We start from the raw sequence: 21,861 nt of genomic DNA, 5'->3' as shown, positions 1-21,861 counted from the left end.
TCCTTGGCATCGGCAAGATGCGTGTCGCTTTGATCGTGAAAAGCATGGCGAACGTGTGATGATTCACAAATTCGATTTCTCGTGTCGAATATGACGGTAAATCGGACTCGCGATCACGTTAAACATTCGGCATCCAAGCGGTGAACATGGAACTCGCCCGTCTTGAGCGTTTTTTCGGCCAAGTCCACCAAATGCTCGTGATGGGTAAACATGATCACTTGCGTGCGTGCGGATAATTCGGACAAGGCCGTGATTGCGGCGCACGCCCGGTCATCGTCAAGTTGCACCAAGCAATCGTCGACCACCAACGGCAACGCGGTTCCGCGAGTCAATTGGTGATCGATCGAAGCCAATCGCAGGGCCAAATACAATGCGTCGGCTGTCCCCGTACTCATGGCGTTGGCTGGCACATCGGGTTCGCCGCTACGCGTGCGAGTTCCGAACAACATGACCTTTCCGCGTGAGTCAAAGTCGACTTTTAACGAGTCATATTCGTCTCGTGTCAGTTGTTGAAAAATCGTCGAAGCAAGTTGCAATACCGGCCCTTGGTTCTCTTGTCGGTAATGCTCGATCGCTTGTCGCAGCATCATCGCGGCGACCTTCACGCGAGCGAACTCTTCGATCGCGTTCTCCATTTTACCTGTCAGAAATTGAATCGATTGCGATAGTTCTGAAGCGCGGTCGCTGCCATCAATTTGTTTTAGCCGCAGTCGCAACGCACCGACCGTTTGCTGAGCTTCAGAAAGCGAGTCTTGGTTATCGGCAAGATCCGCTTCGATCTTTTCAATTTCAATTTGTACCAATTCTGGTTGGTGCTCGGCGACCTCTTCGGCGAACGCTTCAAGCTCGACGGTGCCCGAGAGCATTCGCAGTTGTTCTTCGATCGCTTGCTTGGATTGCTCGAATTGTTGCCGCTGTTTGGATCGCTGCTCGACCTCGACCAATTCTTCCGCCGCGTCGCAGCCAGCCTCTTCGCACAACTTTTGAATCGCGACTTCGGCTTCGGTCACCTGTTGCTCGGCAGTTTCAAGTTGCTTTTCAGTTGACGCAAGTTGCGTGGCCAAAACACCGCGTTGTTGTGACGCGGCACGCTCGTTTTGCAGTCGATTGTAAAGCTGCTTGACGGTGCTGAAGGCGTCGCTGACGTCCCCCTCCTTTTCCTCGATCTTGACGCCCAATTCGGCGGCCAGGCGTGCGACGTCTTTTTGGTAGGTCTTGTCGTCTTCGAGCATCGATCGAATGCGGTGGGCCAAGATATCGCGTTCGCGTTTCTGGGCACACAAAGCGTCGATTTGCGTGATCTTTTCCAAAACCACCGCTGGCGTGCGGTCTACCGATTCGGCCAATGCCGACGTGGCGGCGGCCCAATCGGAGTGCCATGTGTCGTAGTCGCGTTGACGCGATTCGAGTTGCGTTTGCAATCTCGGCAACTCTTCACGCATCATGTCATGTTGTTTCAATTGTTCATCGTAACGTTTACGAGCATGATGCAGCGTCGTGCGAAGATTCACCGCGTCATCGTACAGCGACGAAAAATCATTCGCGTCGATCTGGTCAAACAGGCTCGGCTCGTCACTGCCGACTAAGACAGGTTTGTCGACGACGGCCGATTCGATCGCGTGATTAAGTCGTTTGCACGAGGCGGCAATACGTTCTTCGAGTTGGCCCACGCGTTCTCGGGCTTCGTCAAGCCGGATAGTCGTTTCAACCAATTGAGCATGCTCGGTGATCCAGCGGTACATGCGGTCGGGCGTGGTGGGGGTGACGCCCGAGGCTTCCCACAACGATTGCCACTGTTGCTGGGCCTCTTGGAACGCGGCTTTCGCTGCCTCGCCGTTTGTTTGGCAAAGCGTTTTTTGGTTGGCAGTCTTTTTCAGCTCTTCTTCGATCGAGCTCTGCAGGTGCAGTTGTTCGTGATGAGATCGCATCGCATCGACCAACGTATCTGCTTTGCGAATTTCCGCTTGCAGCAGCGTCAGCGTTTTAGTGTCGAGCGTTCCCGCTTGGTTTGCGGCGATCACGTCGCAGAAAATCGCATCGCGACGCTCACGAGCTTCGCCCAATTGTTCCTCGCTCGGCAGCGTCGTGACAGACTGGACTGCGTCGAGTCGCTGTTGCAATTCTCGCTCGGTCGTGTCGAGTTGCTTCCACTGCTGTGTTACGGCGGCAAGTTGTTGTTCTCGTTTTTCGAGATTTTGGACTGCCGATTCGATTGCCGATTCGACTGGCAATCGCAACTTTGCGGTGTCATGGAACGAATCCGCAAACGAAGCCGCGGTGGTGTCGCCGGCCGACATAATCGGACTGCAGAACGTGTCCAATTTTCGAGCGAATTGTTCACAGCGATTGTGAAGTTGTTTGACGTCCGATTTCTGCTGAGCCAAATTCGACAGCACTGAATCGGGAGAGCCCACCGACTCGATCAATTGGCTGATCGAGTAGGGATCGTCCGGAACGATCGTTTCTTTTATTTGTTCATCGGCTTCGGCAAGCCGTTTGGTAAGCGAACGGAGGCTTTCATCGGCGTCGTCCCGCTGTTTGGCGATCACGGCGTATTGCTGTGCCAGATCGTTGAGCTTGGTTCGTACCGAATCGACGACCCGCAGCTTTTTTAGTGAGGAATCGATTTCATCGGTAACCGCCTGCTCTTCTTGCGAGACGATTTCGACCGAAAGCTCTTGTAACGCTTCGACCATGCGGCGATCGAGGTTTTTGCGAGTGCGTTGCAGATTCGTACGCTGAGTCCGTGCCTCTTCTCTCGCACCGAGACGCTGAAACAGCGAATCGATTTGAGCTTCGTGAACCAAAATCGCCGAGTCATCGCCGAGGCTTTTCAGCTGCTTAGTCAATTCATCCACGCGGGTGCTGAGCGAACGCGTTTGCCGCAGCGAGATTTCGTGATGGGTGTCGACGGTGCGGCGTCGTTCGCTAAATGCATCGTCAAGTCGCGGCGCATCGGCAAGTTCGTCCAGCTTCTGAAGCAACGAATGCCACTGTGGGATCAACGGCAATGCGCTTTTAACGGCTCGCAGTTTCGACAGTGCGACCGCTGCTTCTTTGACACCGTTCTGCAACTCGTCGACGCGTTGGCACTCTCGATCCAATTCGTCTTTGAGATCGTTGAAGTCGCTCGGAGGGATTTTCGCTAGCTCAAGTTCTTTTCGTTTTTCAGCGATTTCGCGAGACAATTGATTGATCGCCCCTCGGGTACCGCCAGCGACAAACAGCTTGCCCGCTAAGTCATCGAGTTGAGATTGCACGGTTTTTAGTTGGCTGACCCCTGCACCGGCGGCGAACAGGATTTCACCTAGGTCTCCTTCGCCCTCGAGGATGGCTTGCCCGCCGCGCACAAGTTCCTCGTGCGACAATCCAAAGCGATGTTCAAACGCCTCGCGATCGACGCCACCGAGCATTGCGTCGAGAACCGCATCGTCGATCGTTTCATTGTCGTCGGCATCGCGCAACGTCGCCTTGTTGCCGCGTCGCCGCAGGCACTCTAGCACGTTGCCGTTACCATCGGACAACTTGCCACCGACACGAATCTTCCCCGTCGGATGGATGTAATTGTCCTCGGCACGTTTGGACATGCCATACAACAGTGATGTGATCGCCCGCAGACTCGTCGATTTTCCCGACTCGTTGGGGCCGTAGATGATGTGCAACCGCCGCGGACCGTCGGGCAATTGGATCGAGGTATCGGTGAAACGTCCAAACGCTTTTAAATCGAGTCGTTCAATGATCATCAGTTCGCGTCCTCGCTTCCTTGCAAACGGCCGAGCAATTCCGCGGCAGCGGATTCAATCAGTTCGTCGACCCATTGGTCGTTGTCGGCGGAAAAGTTTTCTTCTTGTTCGGGCACTTTCTTGATCAATGCCGCGAATTCATTGGCAATCAATTTGCCACGTTCGGGTGAGTTGCGTAGGTCGTCAAAAATTTTGGAAACACTCGCCAGCGGTCCTTCCAAATCGCCCAGGTCCAATTCATGATTGGGCGTCGACGTTCGCAAGCGAAACTTTTCCATCCAAGCTTGTCCAGCACCATGCGTGATCGCGGTGGCACGAAGCGACGCTTCTAAACGACGACGGCTTTGATGCAGGGCATTGTGGATCGGTGTTTCTCCGACAATCGAAACGCGAGAAACCAGCAGCCGATCCTCGATCGTTTTGACCGTCTGTTGCAGCCACTGTTCGTATTCTTCGATGATGTCATCGACATGCTCGATCTTCGCGGCATTGATTTCGAACGATTCCCAGCGAACGACATCCAGCGGATGAAACGTTCGTGTGCATTTGCCGCGGGAATTGATGTCGATGATCACGCAGCCCTTCTCGCCAGATTCGCGAATATGGCGGCCTTGGATATTGCCGCTGAACACGATCGGAGCTCCATCCTCGGTTCCGTGCTCGCCGCGGATGTGGATGTGCCCGAGCGCCCAATAGTCGTATTCCTTGGCGGTCAATTCAGCCGGTTTACACGGTGAATAATTATCGTGCCCCTCGGCCCCCGTCAAACTGGTGTGCAGCAGTCCAAGGTTGAACATTCCTGAGAGCGGTTTGGGGTACGTTTTCGACAGATCGTCGGTTTCCGCTTTCTTGCGAAACGAGCGACCGTGCACGGCGACGCCAATCGATTCGAAGATGCGGCAATCGACTTTTTCGGCAGCCAACATGATCTCGCTGCCGTCGGGATTCTTGGGCAGCGGTAACGACGAGGTCATGATGTTTTGTGCATCATGGTTGCCACGGATGACCACCAACGGAATTCCGGCACGCGTCAACTTGGCCGCTTGAGCGACGAAGAACAGCCCCGTGTTTTGATCCCGCCAATCGCCATCGTAAAGGTCGCCCGCGATCACGACCAAGTCGACTTCTTCGTCGATCGCCAACCGCACCAAATTTTCCAGCGCGCGACGCGAGGCGCCACGGATTTGGTCGACCGGAGCATCTTCGTACGATTCCAAGTTTTGCAGCGGGCTGTCCAGATGGATGTCTGCGGCATGTAAGATTCTTCGTTTACTCAATGCTGTCTCAATGAAGGTTGGCGGTTTGCACTTTGACGCGACGACGAGGACGTGTGGGCAAAGCGGATCTCGACGTGCTTGACGGGCTCGCTTTCAGCGACGCCCCGTTTCGCAGGCCCCTTGTCATTTTTGTACCAATCAGGATTTCCCGAACAATACAGCGTTTCATTGTCGGCGGTTGGGTCTGCGTCACAACCCAGCGCGTGATAGATCAGCGACGCGGCGGTTTTGACTTGAAAGTCCTTTTTCTTGCTCGGCTGAACGATGATGTACAGCGCCTGCTTGGCTCGCGTAATGGCAACATACAACAAACAGAGCGCCTCGGTCATCGAGCTTGCTCCTTGCCCCCCAAACGCGAGTTGCCAGCGGCGATCCAGAAAATGCCAATGCGTTTGTCCAATATAACGCGTGATCCCGCTGGGCGGTTCGCTCAGCGATTTCATGTCCGCGACGCAATTGCCGCTGCTGCGTGTGAGCGGCCCGTCCAACTGCGGCAACACCACAACATCGAACTCGAGTCCCTTGGATTGATGCACCGTCATCACTCGCACCGGAGCACGCTGAGGGCGTTCGACCCGCTTCTCGCGTACCAAACGCACGAAGTCTCGCAGTCGTGGGCCGGGATTGTTTTCGTAGGCGATGGCAAGCCGCGTCAATTGTTTCAGCCGCAGCGTGTCGCGGGCGTTGCAATTCGCAGCGAGCTTGCCAGCGAGATACTCGACCGTTTGGGCAATCCCATCGCGTTCGACTCGCATCCGAATCGTGTTTTCATTGAGCGACGGATCGACCACCATCAACGTTTGTTCGACGTGGAATCGCCAACGCCCATCGCCGGGATGCTCGGCCATCATCAGGGCCGACAACACCGTTTCGACGGCGGCGGAATCGGTCAGCGGATTGCCCCCTTCTTGGCTGACTTCGATATCGAGTGCCTCTAACCGCATGATCAATTGAGCCACCGCGCCGTTGGTTCGCGTCAGCACACCGATTGATTTGTGCGGCGATTGCTTGTGGATTTCGGCGATTCGTTTTGCCGCGTCATTGAAACAGGCGTCATCGTTAGCCGCTTTGTCGCCGTCTTTGACCGTGTGGCTGGTTTCGATTTGGACGTATCCAGCAAGCGACTTGCTATTGGCTGCATGCGGTGGGAACTGTTTCGCAAACTTGCGAATCGACTCGGCTTCGTGAGCCGATTTGTCGGCCGGGTTTTTAACGTCGCCTTCGGTTGCCATCGGATGACGAACGAGGTTGGAGAACAACGTGTTGACGAACTCGATGATGTCGGGACTGCTACGAAAGCTGACGTTTTGTTCGGATTCGGTGATGCCCGCGATCTCGTCGGTCACGGCATCAAAGATTTCGGCCACGCCGCCGCGCCATCCGTAGATCGCTTGTTTGGTATCACCGACACAGAAAAACGATCGGGCGGTCTGCCATGACGATCCATCACGCTCCGCCGCGGCGGTGTCGCAAGCGTGCATCGCCAACGGACGCAGCACTTGCCACTGGGCAGGCGAAGTGTCTTGAAATTCGTCGAGCAAAACGTGATCGATCGCGCCGTCCATGCGGTTGGTCAACGAAGCATGGTCGACCTTGGCAAACAGGTTGGCCAACCGGACCGCGACGTCTTCGAACCCCAGCACGCGAGTGGCTTGTTTGAGTTGATTGACGTGGAAATCGTAGGCCGCCAACACCTTGCCAGTGGCCTCGTTCTGGGCGCTCAGTAAACTAAGTACCTCGGTTCGCACCGCTGCGTAGACGACGTCCAGTGCCTCGTCGAGTCCATCGGGTAACACGCTGCGTCCGAACTTGACATCCTCGCCCGTCCGGCGTGCCTTGGCGATATTCACGATCAACGTTTCATCGGTCAATGTCTTGAAGTCGCCCGTTTCGGTGACGTCTGCCAACTTTTGCAACTTGGCTTTCACTGTCTTTTGTTTCGCTTCGGCCTGGCGAAGCTCGCCGGCGACTCGCGTTAAATCTTTTTGCTCGGGACGTTTCGGAACGACTAGCTTGTGCCATACCTCTTGTTCGCTGCGACGCTGGATACTGTACGCGGTATCGATGACTTGCATCAATTCACGCTGGATCGAACGTTTGATTTCGCCCTTGCCAAGCATCGTCAAGATCGTGGTCATTTCGCTTGGATTCAGCATCGAAACCACGTTGCTGATCGCTTGTTCTTGGATCCACATCTCTTGGATCTCGTCGGTCAATTGCCACGCGGGAGGCAGGTTCAGTTCAAACGGGAACGAACGGGCCAATTGCGTGAACAGACTGTCGAGCGTGCAGATCCGCAGGCGATGGATGTTACGCAGGATCTTGTGCAGCAGTTGACGGCACGTTTGGTGGTTCAGCGTTGGCACACCGACTTGATCTCGCAATTGCTGCAGTGCATCGTCATCGTTGTCATCGCCGGCTTTGGAAAGGACCAACAGCACACGGTCCAGGATTTCACCGGCCGCTTTACGAGTAAACGTCGTCGCCAGGATCGTCTCGGGCGGCGAGTCTTGCAGCAGAATTCGCAACAACCGAGCGGTCAATTGGTACGTTTTTCCCGTCCCTGCCGACGCGCGGACGAGCGTCGGGCGAAGTGCGTTGGTTTGTGTCGAGGCGTTCAAGGTGATTTCGTGGGGGTTGGGGAAAGACATCAACTATCAGTAGCACGGCAACATCGAGGCAGAACGACGCCGTCTATTCGGAGTCATCCATTCCGCCGGCGACGGACATCACGCCAGTTTGCATGATCATGTCGTAGTCGTCGTATTGGATCGGATCGGTGCTCGGCGCAAAGTCTTCGTCACGGATGCGGCGAACGCAGTCGAGGATCAATTGTCGAGCTTGATCCATCAGCGGTTCGTCAAATTCGGCGATGTTGATCTTCGTTTCCTCGTCCTTGTCGCTGATGTTGAAGTAACCGAGTTGGACTTCGGTTGGATTGGCTTCGATGCCGAGATACGGAATCATCATGCGGTAGAGCGGCAATTGCAGGTCAATCCACTTCAGTCCCTCGTCGGTCTTTTTGAGGTGCTTTTTCTCAGGTTTGTGCCCGTGCGTTTTGTAATCCAAAATCGCCCAGCGTCCTGAATTGGGATGGTAATCGATGCGGTCGAGTCGGCCGCGAAGTCCCATTTTAAAACCGTCGACCTCAATGCAAGCTCCGTCCCGTTTGTCATCGACGGACGCTTCGGATTCTTTGATCACCCAGCCTTCGCCAATGCGTTTGGCTTGTTCGATCGCCACTTTGCGAAGACGTCTTTCCGCTTGCCGGATTTGCAAAGCCACCGCAGTGGAAGCGGAATCGCCGTATCGTAAGCTCGCGTAGCGGTGCAAATGATGAAGCAGGATTTTTTCGATCTTGTCCGCGTCGGCTTCGTCGCGGTCATCGGAATCGCCAAACGTTTCCAATGCACCGTGAATCAAATCGCCAAACTGGTTCGCCGCTAACTCGGCGGACATGTCGTCCAGCGGTTTCAGTTTCAGCACGTGACGCAGATAGAATCGATACGGACAAGCCAAGTAATCGTGAAACGCGGTCACGCTCATGGCCTTGACCGGACACGTACCAGTCGAAGGGGGCAGCTTGGGGATCGGCAGCGATGATTCGACGTTTGCGGTGTCCCAGCCGTGCTGGACCACCACTCGCGGTCGGCTTTTTTCGAGTAACAAGCGGATTCGCCGAGCCACGTCCTCGTCCGATGCCGCCGCCAACAATCGGCTGGGCGGTGTCGGAGTCCCATCGGCCGAATTGCGGCCGACGATAAAACGAACCGATTGGCGAGTCGACAGCAATAGTTGCATGTTGTAAACGTCGCGGGCAAAGCGGCGATCGTTGTCGGCCATCCGTAATTGAGTTCGCAACGTGCCTGGCAAAAACGCGTCGTTGGTGACTGCGGTGGGGACAAACGGATGGTTCAGCCCCAGCACCACCAACGCCTGAGCATCATCCAAGGCGAGGTCCAGCCAACCGAGGATTTCAATGTCGTCGGGCTTCATTGCATCGACTACACGCAGGTCGCCGACGCGATTGGCGATCATTTGCATCGCACTCGCCCCGTCAATTTCAAGGTCCAATTCCGCGTTGACCTCGGCAAACCGCGTTAGCAACCCGCGAACCGAATGCAACGCCATTGCCGTTCGGTCTTGCGGCCCGCTGTCTTCAGGAGCATGGTTTTCGGAAACACGGTCTTCGGGAACGCTGTTCGCTTCGAAAGCGAACAGCGGCAGAGACTCGTCGGCGAGTTCTTCGGAATCAACCTCTTCGGATTCGAGTTCTTGGGAATAGAGCGTCGTTAACCACTGCGAGATCGCGCCGCACCATTGCCCCAGCGAGCGGTTCACTCCTTGCAGCGGCGCCATCCATTTTTCAATTCGTTTGGCGACCTGGATCGCCGTGGGATAGTTTTTCTTTGCCTCCTCGGGCAACGGGTTCGCCAGTTGGATAGGAAAGTGGTTGGCGAGTAGTTGGTCCAACTGCGTTAAACAGGACTTGGCAGCCTCGGGATCCTGTTTACAGATCCAATCGTGAACATCTGCATGCCGAACCAGGGTCGCGAGCGATTGCCACGAGCGAGTTTTTAAATAGGACGCGGTTAAATTCAGCAGCCGCCCGATCGCCGTCCGGTCGATGCTCCAGCCCAGGTTTCGGAACGTATCGACACCGCAGCTGCGCATTTCAAACTCGATCGGGCCGACTTGGGATTCGTCGGTGACGCCGATCGTGACTTCGTCGACCGGATATTGTTGTGCGAACTCGGCTATCACTTCGGCAACGGTGATCGCTTGGTCGGCGATATCGCCGGCCGGAATCAATTGGTCATCTTCGATCGGCAAGCGGTAATCGGCCCACCTGCTCGTTTCGATACAGCCGAGGTCGTCAAATCGCGACGCTTCGTTTTCGGGGGCGGCGACCATCGCGATGATTTCGCCCTGCATCGCTCGCAGCATCGCAATCTGCAGATGACTCAAGTCGCTCGTCCCAATCATCACGATCGTCGAGTCGGTTTTACAGGCTTTGTTGGCCAGCGCAAATCGACGTTCGTGGTGCGGGTCGGCCAATCCCGCCGAGGCGAGTCGTTTTAAATACGATTCAAACAACGTCGCAAGCAGCGTCCATCGTCGCTGGTCGTTTTCGGCTTCGGTTGCGGCAGCCACATCGGCAAACGAAAGTTGGTTCGAGGCCAAATCCTCGTGCAGTCCCCGAATCGTCGCCGCCAACTCCATCCAAGTATCCGCCTCATCGGACGTCGGTAAGGTGGGAACAAGCGGTTTCAGCGTCTCGGGATTGGTCGCTGCAAGGACTTGGGACCAAGCAAGCGTTTGCTCGAAGTCGATCGCCAGTTTGGCGCGGGGCGAATAGAGTTGTTCGGGAAGCCGACCGAGCGTCAGGATTCGGGGCAGACTCAGACGCAAATCGGCATCGGCGGCCGCTTCCTTCAATAGCGTCTCGAAACGATAGGAACTTTGCGACGTGGGCAGAACGCAGATCAGTCCCGACAGATCAAACTGATTCGCCGACGCAAATTTCGTTTTCAGCGATTCCACAGCACGCGGCAGCAGCGGGGCATCCCAGCCAAGAAATTGGGTCGTGATTTGTGGATTCATAGATTCGGTGACAAAAAAGGTCATGCGATCAGAAAGCTATCCGAAAACCGAGAATGAGCGATCATTGCCGATTCGGTCGTAGCGGAATTCGTCAAGAATTTCGGCCCTGATAGAGCTTGATCGAAAGTCTTGACGACTTCCGCTACCGGTTTTCGGATAGGTTCCAAGTGCGGAAATACAGTAGTGTCGCGATCGGAGTGACACGTCTGGTCACAACGGAGTGATTTTCAGGAAAAAAGTGTTCTTTGCTAGTAAGGCAAAAAAATGAGCAGTCAGCCTAGGCTGCCCATCTTTCCTGGTTCCGTTCAGAAAGAATGAAAGGACTTGGGAAAATTTACCGTCTGTGCTGAATGTTCTAGCGCCGCAGCGCCGATAACACTTAACAAATGGAGTCCCAGGGAAGCCACTACCGTGCGCATGGAGGCGCACCGCGATGATCATCTGGTCCATCAAATTATTTAGTAACGTTCGCCACGCGATCGCCGGACGCAAATATCCGCACCAGCTTGCTGGGGCGGTTGCGATCGGTGCGTTGTTGGGCATTATTCCGCACGGAAATCTGTTGGCGCTGTTTGTGCTGATCGTTTTGTTGTCGCTGAAGATCAACCACTCGATGGCGGCATTGACCACAATCGGGACGACCTTCGCTGCAACCAAACTCGATCCGTATTCGCATGACGTCGGCAGCTATATTCTGACGCATCCGACGCTCGGTCCCAAGATGGCCAGTTTCTGGAAGCTGCCGCTGGTGCCGTGGACCGATCTGAACAACACTATCGTGTTGGGAAGTTTTGTCATCGGATTGGCCGCCGTGCTGCCCATCTTCCTGATCACCTACCCCGTGTTTCGGTGGTTCAAACCTGGGGATGCTGAGGCCGAAAGAGAGCGGATCGACGCCCTTTCGGATGAAGCCCTGGACGCCGAAGAAAACCGCATCGTGCTTCAGCCCGCAACACCCAGCGCACCGCAAACGCCCCGTCGCGTAGGCGAGGTGGCTGCCGCAGCGACACAGCCGATGGTCGTTCGCATCGATCAATCGCATGTTGTTTCCAAGGCGGATTCTGAAGCCCATGCTTCTGAAAATAACGCAGAAGTGAACGTGGCGTTTGCGGATGAATCCAACGAGCCAAGCGAACACCTGCAGATGCCTCGTATGTCGGTCGAGACGCGAATCGACGTGATCCGCATGAAAGATGCCGACATGGCGAACAGCCCCATTGAAACCACTCCCTCGGCCACTCAGGACGAGGACGAAACCGATCAACAACCGATGGACGAGGCGCTTAATTACTTACTTCGTCAATTGCGCACCTCTAAGCAAAAGGATGCAGCATGATACGCTGGAGTTTTGTACTAACCCGTCTGATCATTGTTGTCGCGATCATCATGTTGTTGCGCTGGGGCTTAGGCCCGGTCGCCAGCTACGTGACGATCAAAGGGTTCGAAAGTGCCACCGGTGCCAAAGTCGAAATCGGCAGCGCCCATGTCGGACTGTTTCCTCCGAGCATCTCGTATTCGGATTTCCGAGTTGCAGATCCTCGCAAGGGCAAACAGATGGAGGACATGTTTCGCGCCGAATCGATCGAGCTTGTGATCGATGGCGACGCGATGCTGCATCGCCGCTGGGTGGTTCGCGATGGCAAGATTACGGGACTGGAAATTGGTGCCGATCGAGATTCGTCGGGACACTATGAAGACGAACAAGAAGAGGCGGCTCCTTCGCCGTCGGATGCCCCTTCGTTTTTGACTCGCATGATTGCTGCGACAACCGATTCGCTTAGCGCCGAAGCAAGTGCGTTGACCGAAAACCTGGAAACCGTTCGCCGAAGTCGTGAGATCCGTGATCGCTGGGAAAGCGAATACGATTCGTTGGTCGTGCGAGCACGTAATTTGGAAAAACAAATTCGCTCTGTGCGTGATGAAGCACGCGGGATCGACAATCCGCTGCGAGATTGGCCGCAATTGCAGCGGACGCTCGAGCAAGCCAAGCAAGCTCGCAACGAATTGATGGCGGTTCGCCAAGCCATTGACACGTTGCCCGAACAATTGCAATCGGATCTCGCTTCGCTGGATGAAGCGAAGAAGATTGACATGCAAAAAGTCAACAAGTTTGTGCCAGGCGATCTTCAGAATGGAGACGACTTTGGCATCGATATGTTGAAGTTTGCCGTGCAAAAACAGATCGATCAAATTCGCGAATACCTCGATGGGGGACGCACGATCGCCAACTACACCGTGGTGGCGCCCGAGAGCGAACGGATTCGTGGGGAAGATTTTGATTTGCTAGGCGATGCACAGCTCTCAGCCTTGCTGGTTCGTCGCTGTGAAGTCGGCGGATTGATGCGTGCCAATGGCAAAATGTATACGCTCAAAGGCATCGTTGAAAATTTGACTCCGACGCCTGAATTGTTGCGAGAACCAACGTTGGTCAAGTTCCAATTGGATGGGCCTGATGTGGTTCGCGTTGAATACGCGGTCGATCGTCGTCGTGGTGCGGATGTCGATTTGTTAACACTGCATTGGCCTCAAATGGAAGCCAAACCGCTGCGTTTGGGCAGCCAACACGAAGCGGGAATCAAAATCAGCGGCGGCCAACGCGAATTGTGGGTCCAACTGCGAAGTGAAGGTGAGAACGTCGAAGGCCGTTTCGTCAGCAAACAAACAGGGCTGCAGATGAAGCTTGCTGTCGATTCCAAATTCGCTAAATCGGCCGCGGTCCAGTCGTTGCAGTCGAGTTTAGATGCGGTCGATCGCATCGAGATCGATGCCAACTTCAGCGGCCAGTGGAACGATCTCGCCCTGAAGATGCACACCAATCTGGGACAAGTGTTCCGCCGAGCGACTCAGGACGCCGTCAATGATCAAATCGTGGCATCGAAGCAGAAGCTGCAGGAACAGGTCGACAAGGCTCACTTGGAGCAAACGTTGGCGCTGCGAGAATGGTTGACGTCACAGCAAAGCGAAGCACGTTCGCTGCTGGCCAGTGCGGACAAGTCGATCGAAGAGATGAGCCAGAAGGTGATGAGCGAAGTCGGCGACGCTGACGTCTATCTAGGCAAGTTGCGAGGCGCCTTCGAGAAGAAGCTGCGTTAAAGGCGGCCATCAATGTCGACGGACGTCTCCGACGTCCGATTGATAGGTTGATATTTTAGCCCAGAGGGCGGCACAATCTTTGCCGGGGATGGCACTCCCCAGACTGCGGCCTATGTTGCAGTCACCTCTCCACCGACGAAGTCGGGGGAGAGGTGGCAGAAAACCTCAGTTACGAAGAGACGCGAGCCACGGTCGTCTCGATCGCCGAGATCAAGGCTCGCGCCTTGTTCATCGTTTCGTCGTATTCCGAATCGGGATCGCTGTCGGCGACCACGCCGCAGCCTGCTTGCACGTAGACGACGCCGTCTTTGGCGACCATCGTCCGCAGTGCGATACAGGTATCCATGTTGCCTCGGTAATCGACGTAACCGACCGCGCCACCGTAGGGGCCGCGGCGGTGAGGTTCGATTGAATCAATCACTTCCATCGCACGTACTTTCGGCGCACCGGAAACCGTGCCCGCGGGTAAACAGGCCTTCAATGCGTCAAAGGCATCGAGCCCTTCACGCAGCTTGCCTTGCACTTCGCTGCTGATGTGCATCACGTGCGAATAACGCTCGACAACCATCACTTCGGTCAATTCCACCGTGCCAAACTGGGCCACGCGGCCGACATCGTTGCGTCCCAGGTCGACCAACATCACATGCTCGGCAATTTCTTTGGGGTCGGCGAGCAATTCTTTTTCGAGAGCCTTGTCCTCTTTTTCTGTTTTGCCACGAGGTCGAGTTCCCGCTAACGGGCGGACGGTGACGACATTGTCGGCGACTCGGCACATGATCTCGGGCGAACACCCAACCAGCATGCAGTCCGGCGTGCGGACAAAGAACATGAACGGGCTGGGATTGACCACTCGCAGTGAGCGATAAATCTCGAACGGATCGACGTCCGTTTTGACGCTGAGCCGTTGGCTCGGGACCACCTGGAAAATATCGCCTGCACGAATGTATTCGACGCAGTCCAATACCGCTTTGCGGAACGATTCGCGAGTAAAGTTGGACTCGATATTCAGCGGTGGCGAAGGTTTTTCGGTCGTGAATTCTTCGGGCGTATGCGCGGTCGGTTGCGAAAGCTTGGCAATCGTTTTGTCTATCTGTTGGGATGCCTTGCGGAAAGCTTGTTGCGATCCCGCGGCATCGCTGACGTCGCGGCAATCGGCCAGCGAGACGACCGTGATCGTTTTGTCGACGTGATCGAACACGCACAACGTGTGATAGAAGGCAAAATCGAGATCCGGCAGCTGCCGGTCATCCAGCGGCGAGTTGGGAAGATTTTCGACGTAGCGGACAACATCGTAGCCGGCGTACCCGATCGCCCCGCCCACGAATGGGGGCAGTCCCGCGACGTCAGCGACTCGGTATTTCACGTGCGAGCGAAAAGTTTCCAGCGGGTCAGCCGACTCGAGTTCCTCGGTTTTGCCGTCTGTCTCTGCGTTCCCGCCGAGTTCCGAAATCGTGACTTGGTTGCCGCGTGCGACGAATCGCTTGATCGGGTCGGCGGCCAGAAAACTGTAGCGGCCGACTTTCTCGCCGCCGATCACACTTTCAAACAGACAAGCGGGGCCACCGTCATCCAAAAGCCGAAACGCGGTCACTGGGGTTAACGAGTCGCTGAGTAAACGCCGATACACCGGAACAAAGTCATGGTGGATCGAGAGTTGGTCGAAGTCGGCAGATTCGGGTGTTAACATCGAGGTCGACGGGCTCTTCAGAGGAATCGGGCTCTAGTAGATTGGGCTTCGACGCGGTGGTCGGCTTTGCGGCAGTCTATGACAAAGGAAACGGCAAACAGGTTCTCGTCGCCACACGAACGCGTCAAAGTCGTTACGTTGACACCGATGGGGGCGGCGATAGAATCCCTTTGGCGTCCAATACTTGGGAAAACACACACTTTAGCGGCAGTCACGGCAGCTAGGAATGACACGATGAAATGCCAGTATTGCGAAAAGCCCGCCACGTTCCATATCACCGAGTTGACGGAACCTTCGGGTCCCAAAATTATGCATCTTTGTGAGGAACACGCTCGCGGCTTTTTGCAAAAAGAATCCGACAGTCCCGTGGCCTCGGTCACCAACGCGCTTGCGAAGCAGCTGCAGCTAGGACAATCCAAAAAAGAATTGGCCGAATTGGACCAAAAAGAGTGTCCGGTGTGTGGCATCAGTTTTTTCGAGTTCCGTAACACTGGGCGGCTCGGATGTCCCTACGATTACAGCTTTTTTGAGTCCGACTTGGTCCCCCTGCTGAGGAATATCCACGACGCGGTCGAGCACGTCGGCAAGCGGCCTCGGCGACTGGCTGCCTCGGCCGACTCGCAAGCCGAAATGATCCAGCTGCGGCGTGAGATGGAAGAAGCGGTCGAGCTTGAAGATTACGAGCGTGCTTCCGAAATCCGAGACGAACTAAAACGAATGGAACGCGAACTGAGCATCCCCGCGTCGGATGACGACGATGCAAGTTCGAGTGAAGGTGAGAATCAGTCGTGAATCAAGAAACGGACTTTACTAACCTTGCGAAAAGTTCCGGAGAGTGGCTTCGCGGTACCGGGCCGGAATCCGATATCGTGATCAGCAGCCGAATTCGCTTGGCTCGAAATCTCGCCGACTTTCCCTTCATTCGCCGCTGTAGTGATGAAGATCGTGACAGCATCGAACGGACCGTGCGCGCCCGGATGGAGGCGATGGAGGACTGGAAAGACATTCGCTATATCGATATCGAAGAGCTTTCGGAGGTCGATCGTCAATTCCTGGTCGAACGTCAATTGATCAGCCGCGAGATCGCTGATGCGGATGGTTCGCGAGCCGTCGCCGTCGATCCAGGCGAACAGTACAGCGTGATGATCAACGAAGAGGATCATCTGCGAATCCAAGTGATGCAAAGCGGATTGGATCTGCAAGCCGCCTGGGCCCGAATCGACGCCTTGGATGACAAGCTCGAGGGCTCGATTCTGTACGCGTTCCACCAGAAATACGGCTATTTAACCGCCTGTCCCACCAATGTGGGGACGGGGCTTCGCGTCAGTGTGATGTTGCATTTGCCCGCCCTGGTGATCACGCGGCAAATCGAAAAAGTATTTCGCAGCATGCAGCGGATTAACGTTACCGTCCGCGGACTGTACGGCGAAGGATCGCAATATTCGGGCGATTTTTATCAGGTCAGCAACCAAGTCACGCTCGGTCACAGCGAAAAATCGCTATTGGCGCTGGTCGGAGACGAGGTCGTGCCGCAGATCATCCAATACGAACGAAAAGCACGTGCGTTTTTGATCGAGCAAAACCAACAAGACCTGCATGACGATGTCAGCCGAGCGATGGGGATCCTAAGCACGGCGAAAAAGATCAGCAGCGAAGAAACGATGCACTACCTTTCCAAAGTGCGAATGGGAGTGAATCTTGGCTTGATCAGCGATGTCGAAGTCGCCACGATCAACAAGTTATTCATCCATACCCAGCCGGCTCATTTGCAGAAATTGCACGGCCGCGTGCTCGGATCCTCCGACCGGAACGTCCAGCGTGCGACTTACTTGCAACGCCATTTAACCGGCCACCAAGGCGAAGGCGAATTGAACTAGATAGTCGTTGATCGTTTCGCGATCAAAACGAGCGATTGGAAGGCATCGCAAGACCTGTTTCCCTAACGCTCCTTTGTTGCAGATGTCAAAGACGGTCGAAATGGGGGGCTTGTCCCATTCTGATTTTGGGGATCGACTAGCTCCGAAGCTGCTTTGAACCGCTGCAAGGGATTGATAGAGAGGGGTTACGCGGGCACTCGACCCCTTCTTGCTGAGGAAATCGCACGGTTTGGCATATTCTTTTGGTTCAGGATGATAAACTAGGGTGCTGATAGTCCCTTCGTCCTAGCGTTTAGCTCTGCAGAGCAGCAGGAGGAAAGCGGTGCAGAGTAAACCTCGATTTTCACGAAAGTTGGCGGCGTGGGCGAAGAGCCTGAACTGATTGACCGAGCACTCCAGGGCGATCGTGCTGCGTTTACCCGGTTGGTAGAGGTCAACCAGGATCGCTTGTTCGCGTCGATGCTGCAGGTCACCGGTTCGCCCGACGAAGCCGAAGAAGTCGTCCAAGAAGCGTTCATTCGGGCTTTTGTGAAGCTTGATACGTTTCAGCGGAACAGCCAATTTTTTACCTGGCTGTACCGGATTGCGTTTAACAGTGCACTGTCGCGTCGGCGAAAAAAGCGAGCTCGTATCTCGTTGGACCAATTTCGCGAGAAAAATGGACTCGAAGTCGTCGATCAATCCAGCGGAGTCGACGAACCGATGCTGCAGCGGGAACGTGTCGCGATGGTCCGTACCGCGATGGAGCGATTGACCGACGAGCATCGCTCCATTCTGGTCTTGCGAGAGATGGAGGAGCGGTCTTATGAAACGATTGCCGAGATCCTGGAGATCTCGATCGGGACCGTGCGAAGTCGGCTGAGTCGAGCGAGACACCAATTAAAGCTCGCGTTGGAAGTCTTGCACCGTGCCGAAGAGTCTAGTTCTGAGTGATTTCTTTCCTTCACTTCTTCGCCATCCGATGTCGACACCCCAGTTTGACGCCTCCAGCGACCCCGGTGATTTGAGTCGTCCAGGCGATTCGTCGCAAAAGGAAGCCTCCGGCTATCGATATCGCCCCTTTCTGGGGATCACGTTTCTGTGCTGCCAAATCTACGGCCGGATTTACCAGAATTCCGAGTGCACCGCCTACGTCGGGCATTGCCCTCGCTGTGCGAAACGCGTCAACGTCAAGATCGGCCCGGGCGGCTCGTCGACTCGCTTCTTCAGCGCGGGCTGAGGATCGATTCGAATCCTGATCGGCGAGATTCGGATGCAGCAAGGCACCGAGCAACACGATAAACTGGTACCCTTGGTGGGTGGTTTGTGGGTGCACGCACGCCGTCGTCCTTCCGCTCGCCGCTACGGTTTCCCACCTGCCAGCAACGTCCCACCGAGGCAACTCGATCATGCGTTCCTATCGAATTCTTGCGAGTTTGCGATCGCCATGGGCAATGCCAAGATGTTGGGGGCTGCTGCTCGCTACCGGCTTGCTTTGGCTGACGATTGGCGGCTCCGATGGAAATGCAGAAGAGGCACGATTGGCTGCGGACCGATTCGTTCCGCAACATGATTTCGGACGCCAACTCGCTGACGACCCGCATTCTGGATTTGCGAGTCCATGGCAGTTGTCACAGTTGCGACCGCCAAGATTTGCCGACTCTGGCGATCGCATGTCCCCCTCCGATGCATCGCCACCTAACGTGGTGATTGGCGGAACGAACGATCGAAACAATCCGTTGCGTCGTGAACTGAGCCAAACCTTCGCCGAAGATGAATTGTTCGTCGGCTTTCGATTTCTGTACGAACCATCCGAGACCTCTGTTGCCAGCGACCCCGAATTCTTTGTGCTTTGGCTCGACCGCACCGAAGGCAGTGATCAGGCTGTCCATGCCACAGGCATTCCGAATATCGGCATCCATATGGCGGACCGGGGTGAAAGTCGCGGAAAGAATGTGTTCATGGTACGCTTCGGCGCGAAACAAACCGCGTGGAGCCGCACGGAACTGGTGCCCGGTAAGACGTATCACGTGATCGCCAGGATCGCCAAACAGAAACCCGGCAAACGCAACGCTTATAGCCAGATTCAGTTGTGGGTCGATCCGCAAGCTGACGACGTCGATCAGCCGCTGCTCTCGCTGAGCGAACAAGATGGCATCCACCAAGTTCGCTGGGTCGGTTTTTCCACGGGCGTCAAAACGGAGCGTGAGGATCAAATCCGCGTGGACGACTTGGTCTTGTCACGATCCTGGCACGACGCGTTTTCATTCCTCGATTCGTCGGACGATCCGGCGTCGAATTCCACTGTCCCTGCAAAACCTGCTGTCACCTGGGACCAGCCGATCGAGTTCACCACCGACATCTATCCGATCCTGCGAGATCGTTGTTTCGATTGTCACGCCGGCGAATATCCTGATTCCGGACATCGGCTTGACGTGCGAAATGAGTTGCTCGGTTTCAGTACCGGCCAAGTCTTTGCCGTTCCGGGCGAAAGCCGCAACAGTCATTTAGTAGAAGTGTTGACGACGAAATCCGACTCCGATCGGATGCCTCCCGATGAAGCGCCGCTGCCGGAAATCGAAATCGCAAAAATCCGAGCCTGGATCGATCAGGGACTCAGCTGGGACGACAAATTGTTGCCCACGCCAAAGATCAAGTCCGATCATTGGGCGTTCGCGTCGGTCGAGCGTCCGCCATTGCCCGCCGTGATCGCGACGCCAGCCAGCGCGGATGTTGCCGGTTCGCGACATCCGGTCGATGCTTTTATTTCGGCACGCCAGAAAGCAGCGGGTGTAACACCAGTGAGCGCCGCGGAACGTCGCACGTTAATTCGACGACTGTACCTGGACCTGTTGGGATTGCCGCCCACGGTCGCTCAGATCGATGCGTTTGTAAGCGACCCTGCGGCGGACGCCTATGCGAGATTGGTCGACCAGGTGCTGCAGTCGCCGCACTATGGCGAGCGGATGGCACGCTTCTGGCTCGATCTCGCGCGGTGGGGCGAAAGTCAGGGGTACCAGCATGACATCCCGCGTCCCTTTGCCTGGCGTTATCGCGACTACGTGATCAACGCCTTCAATCGCGATAAACCCTACGCTGAATTTCTGCGAGAACAAATTGCCGGCGATGAACTACAGCCGTACTCCGACGAAGCCTTAATCGCGACCGGGTTTCTAGGAGCTGCGCGGATCAGTGGCAATCAAATGGACAAGCCACTGCAGCGGATGGAGGTGTTGATGGACATTGTCGACAATACGTCTAGCGCGGTGTTAGGGCTGACGATGGAGTGCGCGCAATGTCACAACCACAAATTCGAACCGCTGATGCAGCGTGACTACTACGCGATGATGGCGTTTTTCTCCAATGGCCAGCTGGGGAATTTCAATCTGCGCGATACACCTGCCGTCGCCGCGGACGAAATTCAAAACTGGTTCACCAATGATTCCTATCGTTTCTATCTGTCGGAAGCCAAAAAGCGGAAGGTGGATCCTACCGATTACCCTGCACATACATGGGGCTTTTATTCGCCCGTGACGGGTAACAAGGAAGTGCAACATTTGCCGGTCGTCAATCGTTCTCCCCTGCCCTATTCGCCCGACTTTTTAGCCGGCAATGTGACCCACGTGCTGGTTCGCGGCGACGTTCGTAGCCCGGGATTGCGAGTCCAGCCGGCATGGCCAGCGGTGCTCGGCGAGACCCCTTCGCAGCTTTCGCCAACACCCCGGCAAGCCTTGGCGGATTGGTTGGCCAGTCCCCAGAATCCGCTGGTCGCCCGCGTCTGGGTGAACCGCCTATGGCAATCGCACTTCGGTCGTGGCTTGGTCGACACCGCCAGCAATTTTGGGACTCACGGTGCCATGCCGACGCATCCGCACCTGTTGGACTGGTTGGCCTCGGAATTAATCGACAGTTGTTGGAGTACCAAACACATTCATCGCTTGATCGTGACCTCGGCGACCTATCGCCAGTCAAGTGTTTTGGACGCATCCAATCATGATTTGGATCCCGACAACAAGACCTTGTGGCGATGGCCTCAGCGACGGATGCAAGCCGAGGTAATTCGTGATTCCATTCTCGTTGCGACGGAGGATCTAAATCGGCATGTCGGTGGCCCAAGCGTGGCCCCGGAACGTGAGGAACAAACGTTGAGGCGGACGATCTACCTGTCTCAGCGACGTAGCCAAATGCCTGACGTGATGACGATGTTTGATGCCCCCGACGGCGTTCGCAGTTGTTCGCGTCGCGAGGTGTCGACAGTCGCCTTGCAGCCGCTGTACCTGCTGAACAGTCCGTTTGTGGTCAAGCGTGCTGAGCAGTTGGCGCGGATCGTGAGCGCTCAGGCCGGTGATGATCCGCAGGCATTAATTCACGCCGTCTTCGAGCAGACGCTCGGTCGCGCACCGACATCGGAGGAAGTTGGATTTGCCACAGCGGCACTGAAGCCTCGCGACCGTCAGACCGGTTCCGCGAAGTCGGATGGTCCCGCCGCCGAACTGGTTCGTTTCTGTCACTCGATGATGAACCTGAATGAATTCGTCTACATCCCCTGACCGAGTTTCGTTTGAACCTCGTTCGCAACCCGCCTGCCTTTTGCCCCCCTT

At 55.6% G+C, this 21,861-nt stretch carries 12 protein-coding genes; 7 read left to right on the top strand and 5 right to left on the bottom strand.

Annotation, left to right across the window (positions count from 1 at the left end; all coding sequences use genetic code 11):
• Positions 1 to 113: 113 nt before the first annotated feature.
• The 4 genes from ABD971_RS28010 to ABD971_RS27995 all read right to left on the bottom strand — a co-directional run bounded on the left by ABD971_RS28010 (position 114) and on the right by ABD971_RS27995 (position 10,624).
• The gene (locus ABD971_RS28010; RefSeq protein ID WP_345327056.1) at positions 114 to 3,743 is read right to left on the bottom strand and encodes an AAA family ATPase; all 3,630 of its coding nucleotides are present in this window, start codon (positions 3,741 to 3,743) and stop codon (positions 114 to 116) included.
• Positions 3,743 to 5,020, bottom strand: a complete 1,278-nt coding sequence (locus ABD971_RS28005) for a metallophosphoesterase family protein (RefSeq protein ID WP_345327055.1) — start codon at positions 5,018 to 5,020, stop codon at positions 3,743 to 3,745. Before ABD971_RS28005 ends, ABD971_RS28010 begins: the two co-directional genes overlap by 1 nt.
• The gene (locus ABD971_RS28000; protein ID WP_345327054.1) at positions 5,017 to 7,641 is read right to left on the bottom strand and encodes a UvrD-helicase domain-containing protein; all 2,625 of its coding nucleotides are present in this window, start codon (positions 7,639 to 7,641) and stop codon (positions 5,017 to 5,019) included. Before ABD971_RS28000 ends, ABD971_RS28005 begins: the two co-directional genes overlap by 4 nt.
• A 73-nt stretch (positions 7,642 to 7,714) precedes the next feature.
• The gene (locus ABD971_RS27995; RefSeq protein WP_345327053.1) at positions 7,715 to 10,624 is read right to left on the bottom strand and encodes a PD-(D/E)XK nuclease family protein; all 2,910 of its coding nucleotides are present in this window, start codon (positions 10,622 to 10,624) and stop codon (positions 7,715 to 7,717) included.
• Between the two features lie 433 nt (positions 10,625 to 11,057).
• Here ABD971_RS27995 and ABD971_RS27990 point away from each other — a divergent pair, with 433 nt between their 5' ends.
• Positions 11,058 to 11,960 (top strand): TIGR03546 family protein, encoded by a 903-nt coding sequence (locus tag ABD971_RS27990; RefSeq protein WP_345327052.1) that lies wholly within the window; start codon positions 11,058 to 11,060, stop codon positions 11,958 to 11,960.
• Positions 11,957 to 13,717 carry a TIGR03545 family protein gene (locus tag ABD971_RS27985; protein ID WP_345327051.1) on the top strand — a complete coding sequence of 587 codons (1,761 nt, stop codon included), beginning with the start codon at positions 11,957 to 11,959 and terminating at the stop codon, positions 13,715 to 13,717. Before ABD971_RS27990 ends, ABD971_RS27985 begins: the two co-directional genes overlap by 4 nt.
• Positions 13,718 to 13,886: 169 nt before the next feature.
• On the opposite strand, the gene trpE is transcribed toward ABD971_RS27985, so the two are convergent.
• A complete protein-coding gene (gene trpE, locus ABD971_RS27980; protein ID WP_345327050.1) occupies positions 13,887 to 15,404 on the bottom strand; it encodes an anthranilate synthase component I in 1,518 nt (505 codons plus the stop codon).
• A gap of 234 nt (positions 15,405 to 15,638) precedes the next feature.
• Between trpE and ABD971_RS27975 the strand changes: the two genes are divergently transcribed.
• The 5 genes from ABD971_RS27975 (at position 15,639) to ABD971_RS27955 (ending at position 21,810) form a co-directional block, all read left to right on the top strand.
• Positions 15,639 to 16,196, top strand: a complete 558-nt coding sequence (locus ABD971_RS27975) for a UvrB/UvrC motif-containing protein (protein ID WP_339937543.1) — start codon at positions 15,639 to 15,641, stop codon at positions 16,194 to 16,196.
• Positions 16,193 to 17,281, top strand: a complete 1,089-nt coding sequence (locus tag ABD971_RS27970; protein ID WP_339937542.1) for a protein arginine kinase — start codon at positions 16,193 to 16,195, stop codon at positions 17,279 to 17,281. Before ABD971_RS27975 ends, ABD971_RS27970 begins: the two co-directional genes overlap by 4 nt.
• 360 nt (positions 17,282 to 17,641) lie before the next feature.
• Positions 17,642 to 18,214, top strand: a complete 573-nt coding sequence (locus ABD971_RS27965; RefSeq protein ID WP_339937540.1) for an RNA polymerase sigma factor — start codon at positions 17,642 to 17,644, stop codon at positions 18,212 to 18,214.
• Positions 18,215 to 18,242: 28 nt separating this feature from the next.
• Positions 18,243 to 18,500, top strand: coding sequence for a hypothetical protein (locus tag ABD971_RS27960; RefSeq protein WP_339937538.1), 258 nt, complete (start codon positions 18,243 to 18,245; stop codon positions 18,498 to 18,500).
• Between the two features lie 169 nt (positions 18,501 to 18,669).
• Positions 18,670 to 21,810 (top strand): PSD1 and planctomycete cytochrome C domain-containing protein, encoded by a 3,141-nt coding sequence (locus ABD971_RS27955; protein ID WP_345327049.1) that lies wholly within the window; start codon positions 18,670 to 18,672, stop codon positions 21,808 to 21,810.
• The last annotated feature ends 51 nt before the right edge of the window (positions 21,811 to 21,861 follow it).

The sequence above is a fragment of the Novipirellula rosea genome (genome assembly GCF_039541335.1).
Taxonomy (GTDB): Bacteria; Planctomycetota; Planctomycetia; order Pirellulales; family Pirellulaceae; genus Novipirellula; species Novipirellula rosea.
This window is presented reverse-complemented; position numbering and strand designations above follow the sequence as displayed.